General features: G+C 63.6%; 19 protein-coding genes. 7 read left to right on the forward strand and 12 right to left on the reverse strand.

What is annotated here, in order from left to right; genetic code table 11:
* Positions 1 to 23: 23 nt before the first annotated feature.
* On the reverse strand, positions 24 to 1,259 hold the full coding sequence (locus tag KIO74_RS02120; RefSeq protein WP_213330081.1) for a TadE/TadG family type IV pilus assembly protein: 1,236 nt from the start codon (positions 1,257 to 1,259) through the stop codon (positions 24 to 26).
* A 344-nt stretch (positions 1,260 to 1,603) separates the two neighbouring features.
* Here KIO74_RS02120 and KIO74_RS02125 point away from each other — a divergent pair, with 344 nt between their 5' ends.
* From KIO74_RS02125 to rpsD, 3 genes are all read left to right on the forward strand, one after another.
* On the forward strand, positions 1,604 to 2,440 hold the full coding sequence (locus tag KIO74_RS02125; RefSeq protein WP_213330083.1) for an RNA methyltransferase: 837 nt from the start codon (positions 1,604 to 1,606) through the stop codon (positions 2,438 to 2,440).
* A 109-nt stretch (positions 2,441 to 2,549) separates the two neighbouring features.
* Positions 2,550 to 3,461: a glutamate racemase gene (murI, locus tag KIO74_RS02130; protein WP_213330085.1), complete on the forward strand. Its 912-nt coding sequence runs from the start codon at positions 2,550 to 2,552 to the stop codon at positions 3,459 to 3,461.
* Between the two features lie 189 nt (positions 3,462 to 3,650).
* Positions 3,651 to 4,268 (forward strand): 30S ribosomal protein S4, encoded by a 618-nt coding sequence (gene rpsD, locus KIO74_RS02135; RefSeq protein WP_213330088.1) that lies wholly within the window; start codon positions 3,651 to 3,653, stop codon positions 4,266 to 4,268.
* A 153-nt stretch (positions 4,269 to 4,421) separates the two neighbouring features.
* On the opposite strand, the gene KIO74_RS02140 is transcribed toward rpsD, so the two are convergent.
* Together KIO74_RS02140 and KIO74_RS02145 are read right to left on the reverse strand one after the other, a co-directional pair.
* Entirely contained in the window at positions 4,422 to 5,135 is a 714-nt protein-coding gene (locus KIO74_RS02140) for a DNA helicase (RefSeq protein WP_213330090.1), read from the reverse strand.
* A 363-nt stretch (positions 5,136 to 5,498) separates the two neighbouring features.
* A complete protein-coding gene (locus KIO74_RS02145; protein ID WP_249730829.1) occupies positions 5,499 to 5,786 on the reverse strand; it encodes a hypothetical protein in 288 nt (95 codons plus the stop codon).
* A gap of 556 nt (positions 5,787 to 6,342) precedes the next feature.
* On the opposite strand from KIO74_RS02145, the gene KIO74_RS02150 reads away from it, so the two are divergent.
* Positions 6,343 to 7,050, forward strand: a complete 708-nt coding sequence (locus KIO74_RS02150) for an aquaporin (RefSeq protein WP_213330092.1) — start codon at positions 6,343 to 6,345, stop codon at positions 7,048 to 7,050.
* A gap of 82 nt (positions 7,051 to 7,132) precedes the next feature.
* Here the strand turns inward: KIO74_RS02150 and KIO74_RS02155 are convergent, their stop codons facing one another.
* From KIO74_RS02155 to rpe, 3 genes are all read right to left on the reverse strand, one after another.
* Positions 7,133 to 7,687: an RBBP9/YdeN family alpha/beta hydrolase gene (locus KIO74_RS02155; protein ID WP_213330094.1), complete on the reverse strand. Its 555-nt coding sequence runs from the start codon at positions 7,685 to 7,687 to the stop codon at positions 7,133 to 7,135.
* Positions 7,688 to 7,695: 8 nt separating this feature from the next.
* Complete coding sequence (gene purB / locus KIO74_RS02160; protein ID WP_213330096.1) at positions 7,696 to 9,003, reverse strand: adenylosuccinate lyase; 1,308 nt, start codon at positions 9,001 to 9,003, stop codon at positions 7,696 to 7,698.
* Between the two features lie 108 nt (positions 9,004 to 9,111).
* Complete coding sequence (gene rpe, locus KIO74_RS02165; RefSeq protein ID WP_213330098.1) at positions 9,112 to 9,795, reverse strand: ribulose-phosphate 3-epimerase; 684 nt, start codon at positions 9,793 to 9,795, stop codon at positions 9,112 to 9,114.
* Between the two features lie 177 nt (positions 9,796 to 9,972).
* Here rpe and KIO74_RS02170 point away from each other — a divergent pair, with 177 nt between their 5' ends.
* Positions 9,973 to 11,214 (forward strand): NAD(P)/FAD-dependent oxidoreductase, encoded by a 1,242-nt coding sequence (locus KIO74_RS02170; RefSeq protein WP_213330100.1) that lies wholly within the window; start codon positions 9,973 to 9,975, stop codon positions 11,212 to 11,214.
* Between the two features lie 426 nt (positions 11,215 to 11,640).
* Here the strand turns inward: KIO74_RS02170 and KIO74_RS02175 are convergent, their stop codons facing one another.
* Positions 11,641 to 12,645, reverse strand: coding sequence for a P1 family peptidase (locus KIO74_RS02175; protein ID WP_213330102.1), 1,005 nt, complete (start codon positions 12,643 to 12,645; stop codon positions 11,641 to 11,643).
* A 159-nt stretch (positions 12,646 to 12,804) separates the two neighbouring features.
* On the opposite strand from KIO74_RS02175, the gene KIO74_RS02180 reads away from it, so the two are divergent.
* Both KIO74_RS02180 and KIO74_RS02185 read left to right on the forward strand, forming a co-directional pair.
* Complete coding sequence (locus tag KIO74_RS02180; protein WP_213330104.1) at positions 12,805 to 13,533, forward strand: cytochrome c biogenesis CcdA family protein; 729 nt, start codon at positions 12,805 to 12,807, stop codon at positions 13,531 to 13,533.
* Between the two features lie 213 nt (positions 13,534 to 13,746).
* Positions 13,747 to 14,577: a hypothetical protein gene (locus KIO74_RS02185; RefSeq protein ID WP_213330106.1), complete on the forward strand. Its 831-nt coding sequence runs from the start codon at positions 13,747 to 13,749 to the stop codon at positions 14,575 to 14,577.
* Positions 14,578 to 14,703: 126 nt separating this feature from the next.
* Here KIO74_RS02185 and KIO74_RS02190 read toward each other — a convergent pair whose 3' ends face one another.
* The 5 genes from KIO74_RS02190 to livM all read right to left on the reverse strand — a co-directional run bounded on the left by KIO74_RS02190 (position 14,704) and on the right by livM (position 19,424).
* Complete coding sequence (locus tag KIO74_RS02190) at positions 14,704 to 15,834, reverse strand: branched-chain amino acid ABC transporter substrate-binding protein (protein WP_213330108.1); 1,131 nt, start codon at positions 15,832 to 15,834, stop codon at positions 14,704 to 14,706.
* Between the two features lie 153 nt (positions 15,835 to 15,987).
* Positions 15,988 to 16,362, reverse strand: coding sequence for a DUF6867 family protein (locus KIO74_RS02195; protein ID WP_213330111.1), 375 nt, complete (start codon positions 16,360 to 16,362; stop codon positions 15,988 to 15,990).
* 1 nt (position 16,363) lies between these two features.
* Complete coding sequence (locus tag KIO74_RS02200; protein WP_213330113.1) at positions 16,364 to 17,134, reverse strand: ABC transporter ATP-binding protein; 771 nt, start codon at positions 17,132 to 17,134, stop codon at positions 16,364 to 16,366.
* Positions 17,131 to 17,994 (reverse strand): ABC transporter ATP-binding protein, encoded by an 864-nt coding sequence (locus tag KIO74_RS02205; RefSeq protein ID WP_283772108.1) that lies wholly within the window; start codon positions 17,992 to 17,994, stop codon positions 17,131 to 17,133. The genes KIO74_RS02200 and KIO74_RS02205 overlap by 4 nt, the downstream gene beginning before the upstream one ends.
* Positions 17,991 to 19,424: a high-affinity branched-chain amino acid ABC transporter permease LivM gene (livM, locus tag KIO74_RS02210; RefSeq protein ID WP_213330115.1), complete on the reverse strand. Its 1,434-nt coding sequence runs from the start codon at positions 19,422 to 19,424 to the stop codon at positions 17,991 to 17,993. Before livM ends, KIO74_RS02205 begins: the two co-directional genes overlap by 4 nt.
* Positions 19,425 to 19,429: the final 5 nt, after the last annotated feature.

Here is a 19,429-nt window from a genome sequence, read left to right on the forward strand (position 1 = left end):
AAAACCGCGCGGCTCAAGGCGAATCAATCGACCAGATAAGCGCTGTGCTGGCCGGAGGCCCCGGTCATGACCTTTCTGCCGCCATCCAGCTTCCAGGTGCCTTGATTCAGGGTCAGCGTGTTCGCGACGAGTGCAGTTGCATCGGTCGTTCCCGTCATCGCATTCACCGTGATGTCGCGGCTCGGCAGGTATATGAGTCCGCGGAAAGCCTGCCCGAGCCCGGCATTGATAACGAAACTCGATCGCGGCAGGCCCGGGGGCTCCGATATGAGAATGTCGGAGAAGAGGCCTGAGGTTGGCGCCGTGAGCTCGAGCCGCACTGCATTGTTTGCCTGCATCGTCGAGGTACTGTCAGGAAAATAGAGGGAGACGCCCTCGCCACGTAGAACCGTGCCGGCGTTCAGCATCATGCGACCGCGAATGACATAGACGCCGGGCAAGAGGTCGATGGTCGGACCTCCGTGGAAAATCAGGTCGCCGCAGTATGTGCCGGGGCTGAGCGTGACGGACGCGGCCGTGTAAGGCGGGGGATAGGAGACGGTGCACGTGAGAGAAGGGGTGGGTAGGGTGCCACGGAAGGGATCGTCGATCGCCTCACAGCCGGTCTCGGGTCGCTTCGCGCTGCCATTCACCAGTACGTCGTGCCCGCGAACGCAGACGCGCTGAACGTCAAGCGTCGTGAGCGCATTGATGGTGGCAGCTGGAAACCCTGTGGCGCGCACGTGAATTTCGCACTCGCTCGCGATCACTTCAGCGCCGCTGTTGACGAGCAGACCGGGCGCCCCACTTTGATCCAGTGTCAGGATACAGACGCGGTTCTGGGTTCGCTTGAGAGACGCCGTCGCGAGCGTGCTCACCGGCAGGCTGTCGACGCCGATGAGGGCGGACACAGTAGTGGCGACATCAGTGGAAACCTGGCCCGTCAGGCTTCCATCCGGATTTTCGCGAAAGTTCAGATTGAGGGCGAGCGAGGGCTCCAGGAAATTGAGACCGAACACGGCCTGCGCCCGGGCGATCTGCTGGCCGGCCTCCTGGTTGACGCCGGCCAGCACGGCGGCGTCCAGCGCGGTCTGCAGGCGCGTTTGCATGGATTGCGCCTTGGCAAAGTCGATCGCGGCGCCGATCGCGCCGAGCATCGGTATGCTCAAGAGGGCAAAGAGGACCGCGACATTGCCCGCGCGATTGTGGGCCAGCGCGTGCAACGCATGACGCAGCGCGGGGCGTCGGCCGGTCCCGTCAAGACAATCCCGCAGCGCCATGGAAGATAACTCTCTAAAATTGTATAAATCAAAATACACACCTACAGGATGCATGGTGTTCTTTGCGAATTGGTGAAGAGAGAGGACAAATAAGGGTCCCGAAATGGAGCAAGCAGGGGCAGGGCTTGCTGGCGCCGTGTCGTGGTCGCGGCCGATCTGTCGAAAAGTGCCGCGCCATCGGTTTCCTCGAAAGGCCGACTTGCTCTATATCCCTCCGTATCGAAGCCGTCCGATGCAAGCGGCTTGAAATCTGTGCCCAGGGATTTGGCACGTCGGGCTCGGCTCCCTTTGCCTGACACCCTCGGCCTGACCCCTGGCGAGGCATTGGCACCCCCGGAGAGAGAATGGCAGGCACGGATCGCTCGAAGGCAATGATCAGCGGGGGACCCGCGATTATTCTCGTCGCGCCGCAGCTCGGCGAGAACATCGGCATGGCGGCCCGCGCGATGGCGAATTTCGGTCTCTCCGATCTCCGGCTTGTCGCGCCGCGTGACGCCTTTCCGAACGCGCAGGCGGAGGCGGCGGCGGCCGGCGCCGTCCACGTCATCAACGCCGCCCGGGTCTATCCCGACGTCGAGGCCGCTATCGCCGACCTTCATTATGTGTTGGCGACGACGGCGCGCGAGCGCGGACAGATGAAGCGCATTCTCGGTGCGGACGAAGCCATGGCGGACGTCGCCCAGCGCGACGCGAACGGGGAGGGCACGGGCATCCTCTTCGGCCGCGAGCGCTCCGGCCTCGACAACGACGCCATCGCGCTCGCGGACGCGGTCGTCACCTTCCCCGTCAACCCGGCCTTCGCGTCGCTCAATCTCGCCCAGGCCGTCCTGCTGATCGGGTACGAATGGATGAAGGTGAACGGCGCGTCCCTGCTTTTCTCGACGCCCGAGCGTTCACCACCCCCGACCCGCGAGGGGGTGCTGTCGTTCTTCGACTATTTCGAGGGTGAGCTCGATCGCTGCGGGTTCTTCGTCCCCGCCGACAAGAAGCCGGTGATGATCCGCAATATGCGGAATATCTTTCACCGCATGGGCATGACAGAGCAGGATCTGCGCACCTTGCGCGGGGCTGTGGTGTCGCTGGTCAAAGGGCGGCGTGGCGGCATCAATGGTCCACGTCCCGGCCGCACCAAGGCGTCGCATGCCGGCGATACCAGCCCGGATGATGACGACAATTCGTAATCCGCGAGCCCTCGTGCGGAATTCCGACGCAATTGGAAGGCTTCGGTAACGACATCTCGCGATATGTTGGAAGTTGGTGATCTTTGGGCGTGATCGAGGATAGGCCCTGATGCGTATCGATCTTCCCGCGGAGGCGGCATTAGGGGCGACCGACGCCCTGGTGCGACGCCCGAGAGTGCTTGTTTTCGATTCGGGCCTTGGCGGGCTCACGGTTCTCGCCGAACTACGGAAAGCGAGGCCGGATGCGCATTTCGTCTATGCGGCGGATGACGCGGGCTTCCCTTACGGGCGTCTGAGCGAGGGCAATCTCATCGCGCGTGTCGACCGGGTGCTGGATCGGCTGATCGCACAAAACCAGCCGGACATCGTGGTCATCGCCTGCAATACGGCGTCGACGCTGGTTCTGCCGGGCTTGCGGGCCCGCTACAGCCTGCCTTTCGTCGGCACGGTGCCGGCCATCAAGCCCGCGGCGGCGGCCAGCCAGAGCAAGCTGCTCAGCGTCCTCGCCACCGCCGGTACCGTGAAGCGCGACTATACGCAGGGGCTTATCACCAGCTTCGCGGCTGACTGCTCGGTCGCCCTGGTCGGCGCGCCGCGCCTGGCCGGGCTCGCCGAAGACGCGCTGTCCGGCAAAAGCGTCGACGATGCCGATATCGCGGCGGAAATTGCGCCGGCCTTCGTCGAGGCTGACGGCCGCCGCACCGATGTGGTCGTCCTTGCCTGCACGCATTATCCCCTGCTGGGGGCCGAGCTCGAACGGCTGGCGCCGTGGCCCGTCACATGGATCGATTCGGCGCCGGCGATCGCGCGCCGCGCCGTCCATCTTCTCGGGGAGCAGGGCTTCGCGCCGCATCTCGGCGAGACAGGGGCCACCCGGCCCGCCAAGGCCGTCTTCACCGGTGGGGCATCGCTCACCGACAAGCTTGGGCGTGCGCTTGCCGCGCGTGGACTGCGCGAGATCGTCGTCGATGCGATGCCGCTCGCCGATGGCGAGCATGCCACGGCGGCGTCACAAGCCTGACGTCCGCGTGTGCTTGACTTCGCCAGCCGCTCGACATAGAGAACCTGAGCTCGCGCGGGCTACCCAGCCCGCGTGTTGCTTTTTGCGCACCCGTGATCCGGCTTGCCGGATCTGTCGTTGTTCATCCCGGTCGGATGGGCGAAGAGGAGGGCGCGTTCCTCAACCAGCTCGTTGTCGAGAGGACACGCGATGTCGAAGAGAATTGCGGCGAAACACAAGATTGATCGCCGTCTGGGCCAGAATATCTGGGGTCGCCCGAAGAGCCCCGTCAACCGCCGCGAATACGGCCCGGGTCAGCACGGCCAGCGTCGCAAGGGCAAGCTGTCGGATTACGGCACGCAGCTCCGCGCCAAGCAGAAGCTGAAGGGCTACTACGGCTCGATCTCCGAGAAGCAGTTCCGTCGTTACTACCAGGAAGCCATCCGCCTCAAGGGTGATTCCGGTGAGAACCTCGTTGGCCTGCTCGAGCGCCGCCTCGACGCTGTCGTGTACCGCGCCAAGTTCGTGCCGACGGTCTTCGCCGCCCGCCAGTTCGTCAACCACGGTCACGTGAAGGTCAACGGACGCCGTGTCAACATCCCGAGCTACCTCGTGAAGGCCGGCGATGTGATCGAGGTCAAGGAAGCCTCCAAGCAGCTCGTCATCGTTCTGGAGAGCGTGGCTCTCGCCGAGCGTGATGTGCCGGATTATGTCGAGGCCGATCACGCCAAGATGGTGGCCAAGTTCGTGCGCGTGCCGACCTTGAGCGATGTGCCGTATCCGGTGCAGATGGAACCGAACCTGATCATCGAATTTTATTCGCGCTGATCAACGGTCCAGCCGTTTCAGAAAAGCCGCCTTCGGGCGGCTTTTTTTGTTGGATCGAGGGGGCGCGGTTTGCGCTGGCCGGACCATCGACCAGCCAGCGCTTGTGTGAGGCTCGCGCCATAAGGCCCAATGCCGAGGGCGATTGTCAGCCCGTCAGGCTATTAGCTGGAACTGCATTGTCCCGTCATGCAGGAAGCAGGCCTTAGAGAAGAGGCTCATGTCCAGGCGGTTGGGCAGGCGTATGTCCCGCATGTCCGGCAATGGTCTGATACGCGGATCAAAGGAACGGTCGATCTGCGAGATGAAGGCCAGAATAACCCCGGTTTTGCCCGCGAAACCTTGAAGGGTGCCGACCTGCTCCGACAGGACGGGCTTGTTTCTCCGTTGATCGAGGATCTGCAGATAGTCAATTACGGCAACCGTGCCGGGAGCGGCGTCCGCCAGATGGTTTGTGATGAGATCCGCGGAGATGTCATCCGAGGCAACGATTTCCAGGGCATCGCCGATTCCGGACATGGTGTCGTCCAGTAACCGGATACGCTCTCTTGCCTCTCGCTCCGTGTATTCGAGCGTGAAGAATACGCCTCTTCGGCCCTGGTGGACTGCTTCAAGTAAAAGTTGAAGTCCCAGACGTGTCTTTCCATGTCCGGGGCGCGCCCCCACCAACAACAGATCACCGTCGGCGAGACGGTGAAGCATCTCCGGGGGCGTCGGGCGCCGCGCCGCCTGCGCGGAGAGCAGGCTCCAGCTCGCAAAGCCTTCTTCACTCGCTACAAGGTCCAATGCCTTGTGAAGCGCAATGTCTTGATTGCGCGCCATGAGCTTGGCGCGGCGTTTCAGCTGATAGATCGGGGCGGATAGTCTCATCGAAGAACCTCCATTCCGAGCAGAAAACGCAATCCCTCCTTATGCGGCGCTCGAACAGATGGTTCGACGGTCTATCACCCCGTATGAGCAATACTTCCCCGATGGGAGGGAGGAGGCGCGGGCCAAGCCTATCCTCGCTCTATAGCGTGAGGGTAGGGGCGTAACAAGGGCCTCGAGGCGCGCGAACGCCGGCCGCTACGCGCTAACGCCGGCCGCTACGCGCTGACGCAGTCTCCGGGAATGTCAGCAAAGCAGGCCCAGCTCGGTGGAGTGAAAGAAGGTGATTAATCTTCTTACGGCGCGGGATGTTTGGCCGCCGTGAGAAATTGCTGCGGGGCCCTGGGCTGCCACATAGCAGATATTTCATCGCACTCGCTGCAGATGGCACACCTTGACCTTGCCGCCGCGACCATCTGCTTTCCAGACGCAGCCGGGATTACGCGGCTTGCCTTCGTAGAGATTGATGACGCCCCGCCGCTTGCTGTTATAGGTCTGGTTGGAGAAATCGTGGCCGCCGATGCGTACGTTCTTCCCCAGACGGACCTCCGCCTGGGCGGGGACAATGCTTGTCAGCAACAGGGCACCCCATGCGAGGACGGCCGCGATGACGGCGCGCCGCGCCCCGAAGCTTCGCACATTCAGTGTCATCATAGCCCTTATCTCCGTCTCCAGTGCCCTTCGATCGCTTTGGGCGCTCTTGGCGACCGCCGTGTCGCATTCCTGAGGCGCGGTCTCAACGGACACCGCGATAACTTCCGCTCAGGGCCCACCGGCTCAACCGCATAAGGACGCTGCCAGCGCTTCCGGCGGGAAAACTCCAACGTTTCGCGTCCGGTGCTTCCGCGCGGCGAACAATGAGAATGCGTTGATCGTGAACAACCAGAGCCATCACGCCGGAGGTCTCCATCCCTGGCATGCCTTCATCCTGTCGCCGATCACCCGACACCACGTCATAGGGTGCCATAATACCTCCAACTATGGTGATTCGCCCCGCGCAACTCACAATTCGTCGATATCAGCCGATAATTACACAACTTACACATGTATAATATACGTGTTGCATCTTATGCGAATGAAAATCGTGACCTTTATGAATCCCTGCACAACTTTTACGCGTTCGTTCCCATGTGGAGATGGACAGAATGTCGCGCCCATCGCTTAGCTTCTGCTTGCCGGGGCTGGTCCGGCTGGTTGTGAGGAGCTACTCATGAAGAAGGCAGCAGCTGAGTTCGTTGGAACATTCGCTCTCGTTTTCTTTGGTTGCGGCGCGGCGGTTGTGGCCGGCATGGGCACGGGGCCCACGGCGATTGATGTGCTGGGCATCGCGACCGCGTTCGGTCTGGCGATTGTCGCGATGGCCTATGGCATCGGTCCGGTCTCGGGTTGCCATGTCAATCCGGCTGTCAGCTTCGGTGTCTTCGTCGCGGGTCGCATGTCGGCCGGCGATCTGATCACCTACTGGATAGCGCAGGTGCTCGGGGGACTTGCCGGCGCCGTCGTGCTCTACCTCATCCTGTCCGGAAAGGCGTCCGGCTGGAATGGCGGCCTTGGCCAGAATGGCTGGGGCGCGGGACATTTCGGCGAGTATAACCTCGCCTCGGCCTTGATCTTCGAGATCGTGGCGACCTTCCTGTTCCTCGTTTGCATTCTCGGCGTGACCCAGTCCGGCGCGCCTTCGCAGTTCGCCGGACTCGCCATCGGCTTCACCCTGGTCGCGGTCCACCTCGTCGGCATCAACATCACCGGTACTTCGGTCAATCCAGCACGTTCGCTCGGCCCGGCAATCGTCGGCGCGGGAACAAATCCGGCAGCGCTTGGACAGGTCTGGCTGTTCATCGTGGCGCCGCTGATCGGCGCGGCCATTGCCGGCGTGCTCTTCAAGGTCGGCAGCCTCTTGTCCGCCGACAACAGATAGGCGTCTTGCACGTCACCGGGCTGTCCCGCCGGGAGGCCCGCCACAAGTCCGTGTCCAGGCGACACGGACTTTGTGTCTCGCATCAGCCGAGCTGCTTCAGGAAGCCGGCAAAACGCATCAGTCCCTCAGGCCAGGGGCCGTGGCCAGAGGCGGCGTTGATGTGGCCGCTATCGCCCGCATCCGCGAGTTCAGCCCCCCAGGCTGTCGCAAACGCCTCAGCCTCGGTGAAGCTGCTATAGGGGTCGGTCTGGCTCGCCACCAGCAGCGCCGGAAAGGGCAGGCGCGCGTCCGGCACGTCGGCGAAATCCGCGTCGCAGTCCGCGAGCTCCTGCATGGCGCGCCGGCTTGGCGGGGCGACGAGGAAAGCGCCTTTGACCACACCGGCGGGCAGGTGGGGAGCGGCATGCGCCACCGCCGCGACGCCGGCGCTATGGGCGACGAGGACGACAGGCCGCCCGGCCTCAGCCACGCGCTGCACGAGCCGCTGCCGCCAAGGCTCCACGGCGAGCCGCGACCAGTCGTCCTGTTCGACCCGTGCGCCGGTCGAGAGCTTCTCCTCCCACCGGGTCTGCCAGTGGTCGGGCCCGGAGCCGCCGAGGCCCGGCACGAACAGGATATCGAGGTCGGCGGCGCGCATGGGTTTCCTCAGCTTCGGCCGAAGACGCGGTTGAAGATCGTGTCGACGTGCTTCAAGTGATAGCTGAGGTCGAAGCAGGCTTCGAGCTCGGATTCCGGAATCCGCTGAATCACTTCCGGGTCGTTCTTCAACAAGGTCAGGAAGTCGCCCTCGCCGCGCCAGACAGGCATGGCGTTGCGCTGCACGAGGCGATAGGCGTCCTCGCGGCTCACGCCCTTCTGGGTCAGCGCCAGCATGACGCGCTGAGAATGCACGAGGCCGCCGAGCCGGTCGAGGTTCTTCTGCATGTTCTCGGGATAAACCACGAGCTTGTCGATGACGCCGGCAAGGCGTGCTAGCGCGAAGTCGAGCGTGACGGTCGCGTCGGGCCCGATCATGCGCTCCACGGAGGAGTGCGAGATGTCGCGCTCATGCCAGAGCGCCACGTTCTCCATCGCCGGCAGCGCGTAGCTGCGCACCATGCGCGCGAGGCCCGTGAGGTTTTCCGTCAGCACCGGGTTGCGCTTGTGCGGCATCGCGGAAGAGCCCTTCTGGCCTTCCGAGAAGAACTCCTCGGCCTCGTAGACTTCCGAGCGCTGGAGGTGGCGGATCTCGGTGGCGAGGCGCTCGATCGACGAGGCGATAACCCCGAGCGTCGCGAAGAACATGGCGTGCCGGTCGCGCGGGATGACCTGCGTGGAGACCGGCTCGACGGCAAGCCCCATCTTGTCGGCCACATAGGTCTCGATGCGTGGGTCGATGTTGGCGAAGGTGCCGACGGCGCCGGAGATCGCGCAGGTCGCGACCTCCTCGCGCGCGGCCACGAGGCGGTCGCGGTTGCGCTTGAACTCGGCATAGGCCTGCGCGAGCTTGAGGCCGAAGGTGACCGGCTCGGCGTGGATGCCATGCGAGCGGCCGATGGTCGGCGTCATCTTGTATTCGAAGGCGCGCCGCTCGATCGCCGCGAGCAGGATGTCGATATCCTTGAGGAGGATGTCGCTCGCCTTGACGAGTTGCACGTTGAAGCAGGTGTCGAGCACGTCTGACGATGTCATGCCCTGGTGCACGAAGCGCGCTTCCGGCCCGACGATCTCGGAGAGATGGGTCAGGAAGGCGATGACGTCGTGCTTCACCTCGCGCTCGATGGCGTCGATGCGCTCGACGTCGAAGGTGGCAGCGGAGCCCTTCTCCCAGACCTTGTCGGCAGCTTCCTTCGGCACCACCCCAAGGTCCGCCAGCGCCGTCGTGGCATGGGCCTCGATCTCGAACCAGATGCGAAACTTCGTTTCCGGCGACCAGATAGCAACCATCTCGGGGCGAGAGTAGCGGGGGATCATCACCTATTCCTCGGTTGAGCGGGGCGGCCGTGTCTTGTTCTTGGCGGCCTCACCTATAATGCTGACAAAACCTGTTGGCTTCATCCAGTCTCTTGAAGTCTTTTGGCCTCAGGCCCATTCGCCGCGAGCGGTCTCGGCGGCCTTGCGAATAGTGTCGATATGGCCGGCATAATGTGCGGCGCCGTCCTTGAACACCGCCGAGCCGGCCACCAGAACGTCGGCACCTGCGGCGATAACAAGCGGGGCGGTCTTTGCCGTGATACCGCCGTCAACCTCGATATGGATATGGCGCCCGGCGACCATGGCGCGGATCGTGGCGACCTTCTCCACGGCCGACGGAATGAAGCTCTGCCCGCCGAAGCCAGGATTGACGCTCATCACCAGCACGAGATCGACGAGATCGAGCACATGGGCGACGGCTGACGGGGGTGTTGCCGGATTGAGCGCGACGCCCGCCTTCTTGCCGAGCGCCCGGATGGTCTGCAGCGAGCGGTGCAGGTGCGGGCCGGCCTCGGCATGGACCGTGATGAGATCGGCGCCGGCCTTGGCGAAGGCCTCGAGATAGGGATCGACCGGGGCAATCATGAGATGCACATCGAGCATCTTCGATGTCATCGGGCGGATGGCGCGCACGACCTCGGGCCCGAAGCTGATATTCGGCACGAAATGGCCGTCCATCACATCCACATGGATCCAGTCGGCGCCGGCCGCGTCGATAGCACGCACTTCCTCGCCGAAACGGGCGAAATCGGCGGCGAGGATCGAGGGGGCGATGAGAATGGGGCTACTCATGGATGTGGTTGCCATTGCTGCCAAGGTGAGCGGTCAGGATGTGCGAGACCGGCAGGTAGCACGCCCGTCGCGGTGCGGCAAATCACAGGAGCCAATAAAGCCTTATGAAGATGGTGTTGCACCGCCAGAAAAGCTATGCAAGCTCGTCATTTCACAGCGCGGTCATCGAGGGATTCCATGCAATCTGACGTCGTGGTGCTCGGCGCGGGCATCGTTGGTATTTCCGTTGCACTTCATCTGCAGAAACGTGGTCGCTCCGTCGTGCTCCTCGATCGCCGTGGTCCGGCGCAGGAAACCTCCTTTGGCAATGCCGGGCTGGTGCAGAGCGAAGGCGTCTACCCCTATGGCTTCCCACATGATTTCGGCGCGCTGCTCCGCTACGGCCTCAACCGCACCATCGATGCGCATTATCACCCCTCGGCGCTGCTCGATCTCGCGCCCTTCCTGTGGAAATACTGGCACCATTCCCGTCCGGCCCGTCATGCGGAGATCGCCAAGAAATACGCGACCTTGATCGCGCATTGCGTTCAGGAGCACGACGCCCTGGCGCGCGAGGCGGACGCCACGCAGTTCTTCAAGCGCGACGGCTGGTTCAAGGTCTTCCGCACGCCCCAGCAGCGCGACTTGCGGCTGGCTGAGGCCGAGCGCTGGCATCGGGAGTTCGGGCTCCGCTATCGGGCCCTCGACTTGCCGACGCTTGAGGCGGAAGAGCCGCATCTCGCTCCCGTCCTCATCGGCGGGCTGCACTGGACCGAGCCGACGACGATCAATGACCCGCATGGGCTGGCCGTTGCCTATTTCAAGCATTTCGAGGCTCTCGGCGGCCGTTATGTCCAGGGCAATGCCGCAACCCTCGAGAATGTCGGGCAAGGCTGGCGCCTCGTCACGCCGCACGGGCCGCTGACGGCCGGCACGGCCGTCGTGGCGCTGGGGCCATGGGCGGACATGGTAACGAAGCCGCTCGGCTACCGGCTGCCGCTCGCGGTGAAGCGTGGTTATCACATGCACTACCGGCCGGCGGGTGATGCGAAGCTGAACCATCCCGTGCTCGACACGGAGCGCGGCTATTTCCTGGTGCCGATGGCACGTGGCATCCGCCTGACCACGGGTGCCGAATTCGCGCGGCGCGACGGCATGAAGACGCCGGTGCAGCTCGCGCGGGCCGAGCCCATCGCGCGGGAGTTCTTCCCGCTCGCCGAGCGGCTCGACAACGAGCCCTGGATGGGCGCGCGGCCCTGCACGCCGGACATGATGCCCATCATCGGCAAGGCGCCGCGCCATCCCAATCTCTGGTTCTCGTTCGGCCACGCTCACCATGGCCTCACACTCGGCCCGGTGACCGGCCGCTTGATCGCCGAGATGGTTACTGGCGAGACACCGTTCGTCGATCCGACGCCCTTCCGGGTTGACCGGTTCTGACGGCGGGTGGCGCGCGCAGCGCGCTGATCGGCTTTAATCCCTCACCCTGTCCCTCTCCCGAACGGGAGAGGGGACGCAACCGATCGGCCGTTGCGTCTTCGGCTGGGGATCGGGCTCCCACCTCTCCCCGGCGGGGAGAGGTCGGCTCGAAGAGCCGGGTGAGGGGGCATCGCGCCGGATGCGGGTGCGGCAGGCTCAGTCGCGCCGTCTGAACTTTTCCCGTCAGGCCGGGGGGAGATTGCGGGACGTGCAGGCGGTTGCCTTATAGAGCCCTCACCCTGTCCCTCTCCCGGACGGGAGAGGGGACGCAACCGATCGGCCGTTGCGTCTTCGGCTGGGGATCGGGCTCTCACCTCTCCCCGGCGGGGAGAGGTCGCGCCGCAGGCGCGGGTGAGGGGGGCACGCCGGATGCGGGCGCGCGCAGGTTCAGTCGCTCCGCCCGAATTTGTCCCGCCAGGCCGGAGGTGATTCCGGGAAGGGCAGGGTGGTTGCCTCATAGACGCCACGGGCGATAGCGCGCGCCAGGCAGTCGGCGGCGGTGGCACCGATGTCGATGATGTCGTTGTAACGGTCGACCAAAGGCTTGCGGCCGGTGGCCGCGGCGAAGACGGTGTCGCCATCGAACAGCGCGTGCGACAGCCTGAGTGCCTTGGCGAGCCCGGTCTGGGCCGCCATGGCGAGGCGCTTGGCCATGGCCTTGTCGAGCACGGCGTCGGTCGCCACCATGGCGATGGTGGTCGCCGGTTGCGGGCCGCCCTTCCAGTGCATGGGCCGCATCTCCGGGCGCACATGGGCCGGCAGGCCGAGCCCGCCGAACTCCGTCCCCACCTCATAGGCGCCGGCCCAGAAATGCGGGCCGCCGTCGATGACCGCCGAGCCGATGGCGTTGACGACGACCATCGCGCCCACGGTGAAGCCATTGGCCGTCACGGCGCTCGCCGAACCGAGGCCGCCCTTGAGGTTGACCGTTGTGGCGCCATAGCCGCCGCCAACGGTTCCCAGCGCGAAATCTTCGGACACGGTCTCGCAGGCGGCGTAGCCCAACTCGCGATAGGGCGGGAAGCGGCCCCAGTCCTTGTCGCCGCCGTTGAGGAGATCGAAGCAGATGGCCTGCGGAACAAGGGGCACGCGCACGGAGCCGACAAGGAAGCCGCGCTCGTGCTCGCGCAGCCAGGCCTGAACGCCACCGGCCGCATCGAGGCCGAAGCCGGATCCACCGGACAGCACAATGGCGTCGACGCCTTCGGCGACCGTGTCGGGTTCAAGACAGCCGGTGTCGCGACTCGCCGGACCGCCGCCGACCGCGACCCAGGAGGCGGTCGTCGGCGCGTCGAACAGCGCGACCGTGACGCCTGAGGCAAGCCTCTCGTCATGAGCATTGCCGACGCGGATTCCCGCGACGTCGGTGATGAGGTTGCGGCCTTCGCCCATGCGTTTCCCCCGGTACTGAAGCTGACCTGATGGGCACACTGCCCGATATGTCGCTGTGATTTCAATAGCCGCAGGCGGGCTCATTCCTTCGCTCACATTCATGCAATGTGGCGCTATGCGCCCTTCCGTCGCCCCAAGGCGCCCGCTAGAACAGCCGGCATGACGCATGTGTCCTTTTCCGCCGCCGCTCTGGCCGGGCTGCTGAGCTTTCTCAGTCCCTGTGTCCTGCCGCTCGTGCCGCCGTATCTTACCTATCTCGCCGGCACGACGATCGACGAGCTTGGCACGCGCGCCGCGCCGAAGGTCAATCGGCGCGTGATCGCGACGGCACTACTGTTCGTGCTGGGCTTCTCCACGGTTTTCGTGCTGCTCGGCGCGACCGCCTCGGCTCTCGGACAGGTCTTTCGTCAATATGTGCATATCCTCGGCACGCTCGCTGGCGTGGCGATCATCATCATGGGCCTGCATTTCCTGGGCGTCTTTCGCCTCGCTTTCCTCTATCGCGAGGCGCGGGTCACCGTGCGCAAGCCCGCGGGCCTTGGCGGCGCCTATGTGATGGGTCTCGCGTTCGCGCTTGGCTGGACGCCCTGCATCGGTCCAATCCTGGCGGCGATCCTGGCCGTGGCCGGCTCGGAAGACTCAGCGGGGCAAGGCGCGCTGCTCCTCGCAATCTACTCCGCGGGGCTCGGCATCCCTTTTCTCATCGCCGCTTTCGCAATGCCGCCGTTCATCACCTTCCTGAAGCGCATGCGCACGCGCCTTGCGCTCATTGAAAAGGCGATGGGCGCTCTCCTTGTGCTCACCGGCATTGCCTTCCTGACGGGTAGCATCACCAACATGTCCTTCTGGCTGCTGGAGACATTTCCGGCGCTCGGGCAACTCGGCTGACGCGTGATCGCGTGGGCGCAAGGCCCCTGCGAACAAGGTCCCTGCGAACAGGGCAATCACGGGTTCGGCGGACGGAGGTGTGAGACCGGCCATCCTGATGCCGGCGCTCGATCACCGCGCGATTGCCCTGTACAATGACCCATCCTGTTTGGGGCCTTGCTCCAGAGGCTCAGCGAAGCCATGCGGCCTTACCAACGGGGAGGGACCGGAGCGATGAACAATGCCACAGCGATCACGACGATAACGCGCGCGCTCGAGGACAAGCCGGATATTCGGGCGCTGTTTCTCGGTGGAAGCTATGGCGTTGGCCTTGAGGATGCCTACAGCGATCTCGATTTCATCGCCGTGACGACGAGCGGACCGACTGACGCCTTCGCCAGCCTTTGGCACGAAGCCGTGAGCCAAACCGGGGAGATCGTTCTCTGGTGGGACCGACAGGTCAAGCCGATGCTCATCAACGCCGTCACGGCCGACTGGCTGCGCGTCGATGTGCAGATCGTGACGCCCGCGCAAACGGCACAGCTAACCCGGAGCGGCCTGAAGGCGCTCTTCGATCATGATCGCATCTACGATGATCTCGCGCCCACGCTTGCGGTGAGCGAACCGAACCTGCGACGCCTGCAATGGCAGTTCGAGGAATTCATCCGAATTCTTGGGCTCCTGCCCCTCGCCATGGGACGGCATGAATATATCAACGCCGTGACCGGCACTTTCCACTTGCGCAATCTGCTCATTGATCTTCTCATCGAGGAGACTGCGGCTCCGAACAGGGGCGGCGCACTGCATTTAAACAGGCTTATTACCCGCGAACAGAGAGATCTGCTTGAGGCGCTGCCCGCGCTGACGCCGAGCCGTGAGGCCGTCGTGCCGGCCTATCTTGCCTATGCGACGGCCTATCTGCCCCGAGCCCGCAGATTCGCGCAAAGCCTCGGGATCGAATGGCCGGGGCGTCTTGAAGAGGCGATGTGGGCCCGTCTCAAGAATGAACTGGCAAGTGAGCGGCCGCGCGTGGCCCATTCAACCGCGCGTGTCATGCCGAAGTAAAGACGTTCCCAGGAGGCGAAAATCGCCTCGGGATCCGTGGCGGCGCCATCGCGCGCAGGTCCGGCAAGAAAAAGCCCGCCCCAGTCACCTGAGGCGGGCCGCCCTACCGGGCGAGGCTCTGGACGATCAGTTGGTCAGCTCATTGCCGGCATAGTTGATCTTGCCGTCGGCATCCTTCTTCCAGACATACATGACATAGTCAGGACGGGTGATGTCACCCTTCTTATCGAAGGAGAGATCGCCGAGCACCGTCTTGAACACCTTGCCGGAGTGGATGACTTCAGCAACCTTCTTGGGGTCGAGGGATTTCGCTTCCTCAGCCGCCTGCTTGATGATCTCGACGCCCGCGTAGGAGTAGAGCGTATAGGCTTCGGGATCGTAGTTCTTCGCCTTGAAGGCTTCGACGACCGACTTTGCCGCCGGGTTCTTGCGCGGATCTGGCGAGAACGTCATCAACGTGCCTTCGGCGCCGGGGCCGGCGATCGAGACGAACTCGCTGGAGACGATACCGTCACCGGACATCAGCGGCGCCTTGAGGCCCTGATCGCGCATCTGGCGGATGATCAGGCCGGCTTCCGTATGCAGGCCGCCATAGTAGACGACGTCCACATTGGCCGCTTTCAGCTTCGATACCAGGGCGGAATAGTCCTTCTCGCCTGTGTTGATGCCCTCATAGAGGACGGCCTTGACGCCCTTGCCTTCCATTGCCTTCTGCGTCTCATCGGCAAGACCCTTGCCATAAGGCGTCTTGTCATGAACGACGGCAACGTTCTTGCCCTTGAACTTGTCAGCGAGATAAGCGCCGGCGACCGCGCCCTGCTGATCATCGCGGCCGCAGGTGCGGAACACGTTCCACAGCTTGCGCTCGGTCAGGGTGGGGTTCGTGGAGGCGGGTGAAATCGCCAGTATTCCAGCTTCGTTGTAGACCTCTGACGCCGGGATCGACACACCGGAATTGAAGTGGCCGATGACGAACTTCACGCCCTCGCCGGCGAACTTGTTGGCAACAGATACGCCTTGCTTGGGATCGGACACGTCATCGCCGACCGACAGCACGATCTTCTCACCAAGAATGCCACCGGCCTTGTTGATGTCGGCCACGGCCTGCTCGGCGCCGTTCTTGAGCTGGGCACCGAAAGCAGCATTCGCGCCGGTGATGGGACCTGCCACGCCCATTTTCACATCGGCCAGCGCTATGCCGCTGAAAGCCAAGCCAAAACCCAGCGCCACGCTTGCCAATAGAAAATTCTTATTCATACGGCAACTCCTCTGGATTTCCCCCGAAGCCTGGGGACTTCGCATAACGGGCTTGAGCCCGTCCTGAATACGACTGTCGCGCCTTTTCTTCGCGAAGTCATCTGGATTCCGACAGGCCGTTGTTCACCTTTCGGCCAGTATTCCCTCCGAATTTTAAGCGCTGCTATGATCCGTGCCGTCCAGGGGACGTTCCCTCCAGCTGAACGCGCCGGTCCGCTCATAGAGCCAGCGATATTGTGTCGTCATCTGTCTTGTGCGCGTATAGCGATAGCCGGCCAAGCCGATGAGGCATACGACGATGGTATCGACGATGTAATAATGTATTGAAAGAAGGGTTCCATCAAATAACGCGAAGTGAATGAACCTCACCCCGAGGCCGAGAATCATCAGATAGCCTACGCACTTGGCGACATTGCCCCAAGTCTTCGCGATGGCGCGACCTGTCATCCAGGCGGTCCAGCCCCCCATGATGCAGGTGACGAGTACGAAGAGCCAGAATGAAGGTTCTTCATAGAGGATGCCCTGCATGTCAGTGCCTCCCGCCTTCGAGATAGGCCGCCCGCACTTGGGGATCGGCGAGAAGCTCTTTCCCGCTGCCTGACATGGTAATGGAACCCGTCACCATGACATAGGCGCGGTGCGCCAGCTTGAGAGCGTGATAGGCATTCTGCTCGACGAGGAAAATTGTCATCCCCTCGCGGTTCAACTCGCGGATGACATCGAAAATCTGTCGCACGACGAGTGGGGCGAGCCCCAGGGAAGGCTCGTCGAGCAGCAGAAGTTTCGGCCGGCTCATCAGCGCCCGGGCGATCGCCAGCATCTGCTGCTCACCGCCCGAAAGCGTGCCGCCGCGTTGATACAGCCGCTCCTTCAACCGCGGGAAAATTCCGCAAACACGTTCGAGATCCTGCTCGAAATGCGCGAAGGCGTTGATCGAGGCGCCCATCTGCAGGTTTTCAAACACGGTCATGCGCGGGAAGATCCGCCGTCCCTCGGGGGACTGAGCGATATTCAGCTTGGCGATGTCATGGGTCGCCATGCGCGTGATGTCTTGGCCGGCATAAGTGATCGTGCCTTCCCGCGCCCGCGGGTTGCCGAAGATCGTCATCATCAGGGTCGATTTGCCCGCGCCATTGGCGCCGATGAGCGTGACGATCTCGCCTTCGTTGACGTCAATATCGACTCCCTTGAGCGCGATGATATTGCCGTAGAACGTCTTGACGCCGCGAATGGTGAGGAGCGCGTTGGGGGCCGGGGCATGTTGCAAGGCGGCTCCGGCCGTGTTGCTCGCGTCGCTCATAGGCCTACCTGTGCTTCGACTTTTTCCACGTCGTCGTCCTCGACGCCGAGATAAGCGGCGATGACCTTCGGGTCGTTGCGCACGGCCTCAGGCAGGCCATCGGCGATCTTGGTGCCGTAGTCGAGCACAACGACGTGGTCGGAAATCTGCATCACCACCGACATATCGTGTTCAATGAGGAGCAAGGAGGTCTGGTCCGTGCTGCGGATCGACAGGAGAAGCTCGTTCAGCTCCAGGCTTTCCCTTGGGTTGAGGCCGGCGGCGGGCTCGTCCAGGCACAGGAGTACGGGCTCGGTGCACATGGCGCGGGCGATTTCAAGCCGGCGCTGGGCGCCATAAGGCAGGTCACCGGCGGGATCGTCGGCGCGCTCGGTAAGCCCGACCTTGTTCAGCCAGTATTTCGCCTTCTCGATGGCCTGGGCTTCCGCGTTTCGGAAGCTGGGCAGGCCAATGAGCCCGCCGATCGTGAAACCGGAGGCGATCATCAGCGAATTGTGCTGGGCGACCAGCAGGTTCTCGAGGATCGTCATGCCCGAGAACAGGCGAATGTTCTGGAAGGTGCGGGCGACCCTGGCCTTCCACGACACGCTGTGGCCGGGAAGGCGTTCCAGAAGATACCGCGAGCCGTCCGTATGGGTGAGGGTGATCATCCCCTCGGTCGGCTTGTAGAAGCCGGTGATGCAGTTGAACACCGTGGTCTTGCCGGCCCCGTTCGGGCCGATCAAGGCGGTGATCTCACCACGCCCCACCTTGAAGGACAGGTCGTTGATCGCGACCAGGCCACCAAAACGCATGGTCAAATGGTCCACGGTCAGGATGGTGTCGGTGCCGCCGGATGCGGACAGGGCAGGCGCCATCATCCGTGACCTTCTTTCACCAGAGCGCCGGAAATCGCCTTGCGCTCGCCAAGGACGACCGACGGATCACGATGGGAGACGAGCCCGCGCGGGCGCCACACCATCATCGCCACCATCGCCGCGCCGAACAGCAGGAGGCGGTATTCATTGGGGTCGAAACCGTCACCGAACACGGCGCGCAGGAAGCCGAGGTTACGGAGCATCTCCGGGCCGGCCACCATGACGGTGGCGGCGATGGCGACGCCGATCTGGCTGCCCATGCCGCCGAGCACCACGATCGACAGGATGATTGCCGATTCCAGGAAGTTGAAGCTCTCCGGCGATATGAACCCCTGGCGCACCGCGAAGAATGCCCCGGCGAAGCCGCCGAACATGGCACCGATCGCGAAGGCGGTGAGCTTGGTATTGGTCGTGTTGATGCCGAGCGACCGGCAGGCGATCTCGTCCTCGCGCAGGGCCTCCCAGGCGCGCCCCACCGGAAGGCGACGCAGGCGCATGGTGACGATATTGGTGATCAAGGCGAGGACGAGGATCAGGTAATAGAGGAAGACCATGCGGTGCATGGTGCTGAATTCAAGCCCGAAAGTGGCCGCGAAGCCGTCGTCGTCGGCCGTGAAGGGGATGCCGAAGAAGGAGACCCGCGGGATCGAGGCGATGCCGGCGCCGCCATTCGTCAGATCGACCCAGTTGATCAGCACGAGACGGATGATCTCGCCGAACGCCAGCGTCACGATGGCGAGATAGTCGCCCCTGAGCCGTAGCACCGGGAAGCCGAGCAGGATGCCCCAGAATGCCGCGAGGATGCCGGCGACCGGGAGGCAGATCCAGAACGACAGGCCGAAGGTGGTCGCCAGAAGCGCGTAGGAATAGGCGCCGACCGCGTAGAACGCGACATAGCCGAGGTCGAGAAGCCCCGCGAGCCCCACGACGATATTGAGGCCCCAGCCCAGCATCACATAGGTCAGAACCAGGATCCCGAGGTCGACCCAGTAGCGGGATTCGTTGAGCCCGCCGTTGAGGAGATAGGCGATCAGGGGATAGCCGAAGGCGATGCCGAGCAGCACCGGGGCCGCATAGAAGAAGATCTTCTGGCCGAGCGTCGACGGCGTCTCAACGCGCGTGACCAGGATTTCCCGGCGCTTGGCGGAGCGCCTGCGCGCTATGTGGATGCCGCCGAGGTTGAGGGCCAGCCTCACGGCGAAGACGATCAGGCAGAGAACGGCGACAACACGCCAGCGTGGCAGCAGCATGAGCTCGTTGGCCATGCTGTTTTCGGTGCGAAGGGCGATGATCGGGATCGACAGGCCGAGCATCACCAGGGCGGCAAGAGCGGCATTCTTGACCGCGGGGAGGAATTCGCTGCCGCCGGAGGCCGGCCCGGCTGCAGACGGCGGCGAAGACCCCGTCGTCTGCGCAGCGGAGGGGGCGTTCATCCGTT

The sequence above is a fragment of the Chelatococcus sp. HY11 genome (genome assembly GCF_018398335.1).
GTDB lineage: Bacteria > Pseudomonadota > Alphaproteobacteria > Rhizobiales > Beijerinckiaceae > Chelatococcus.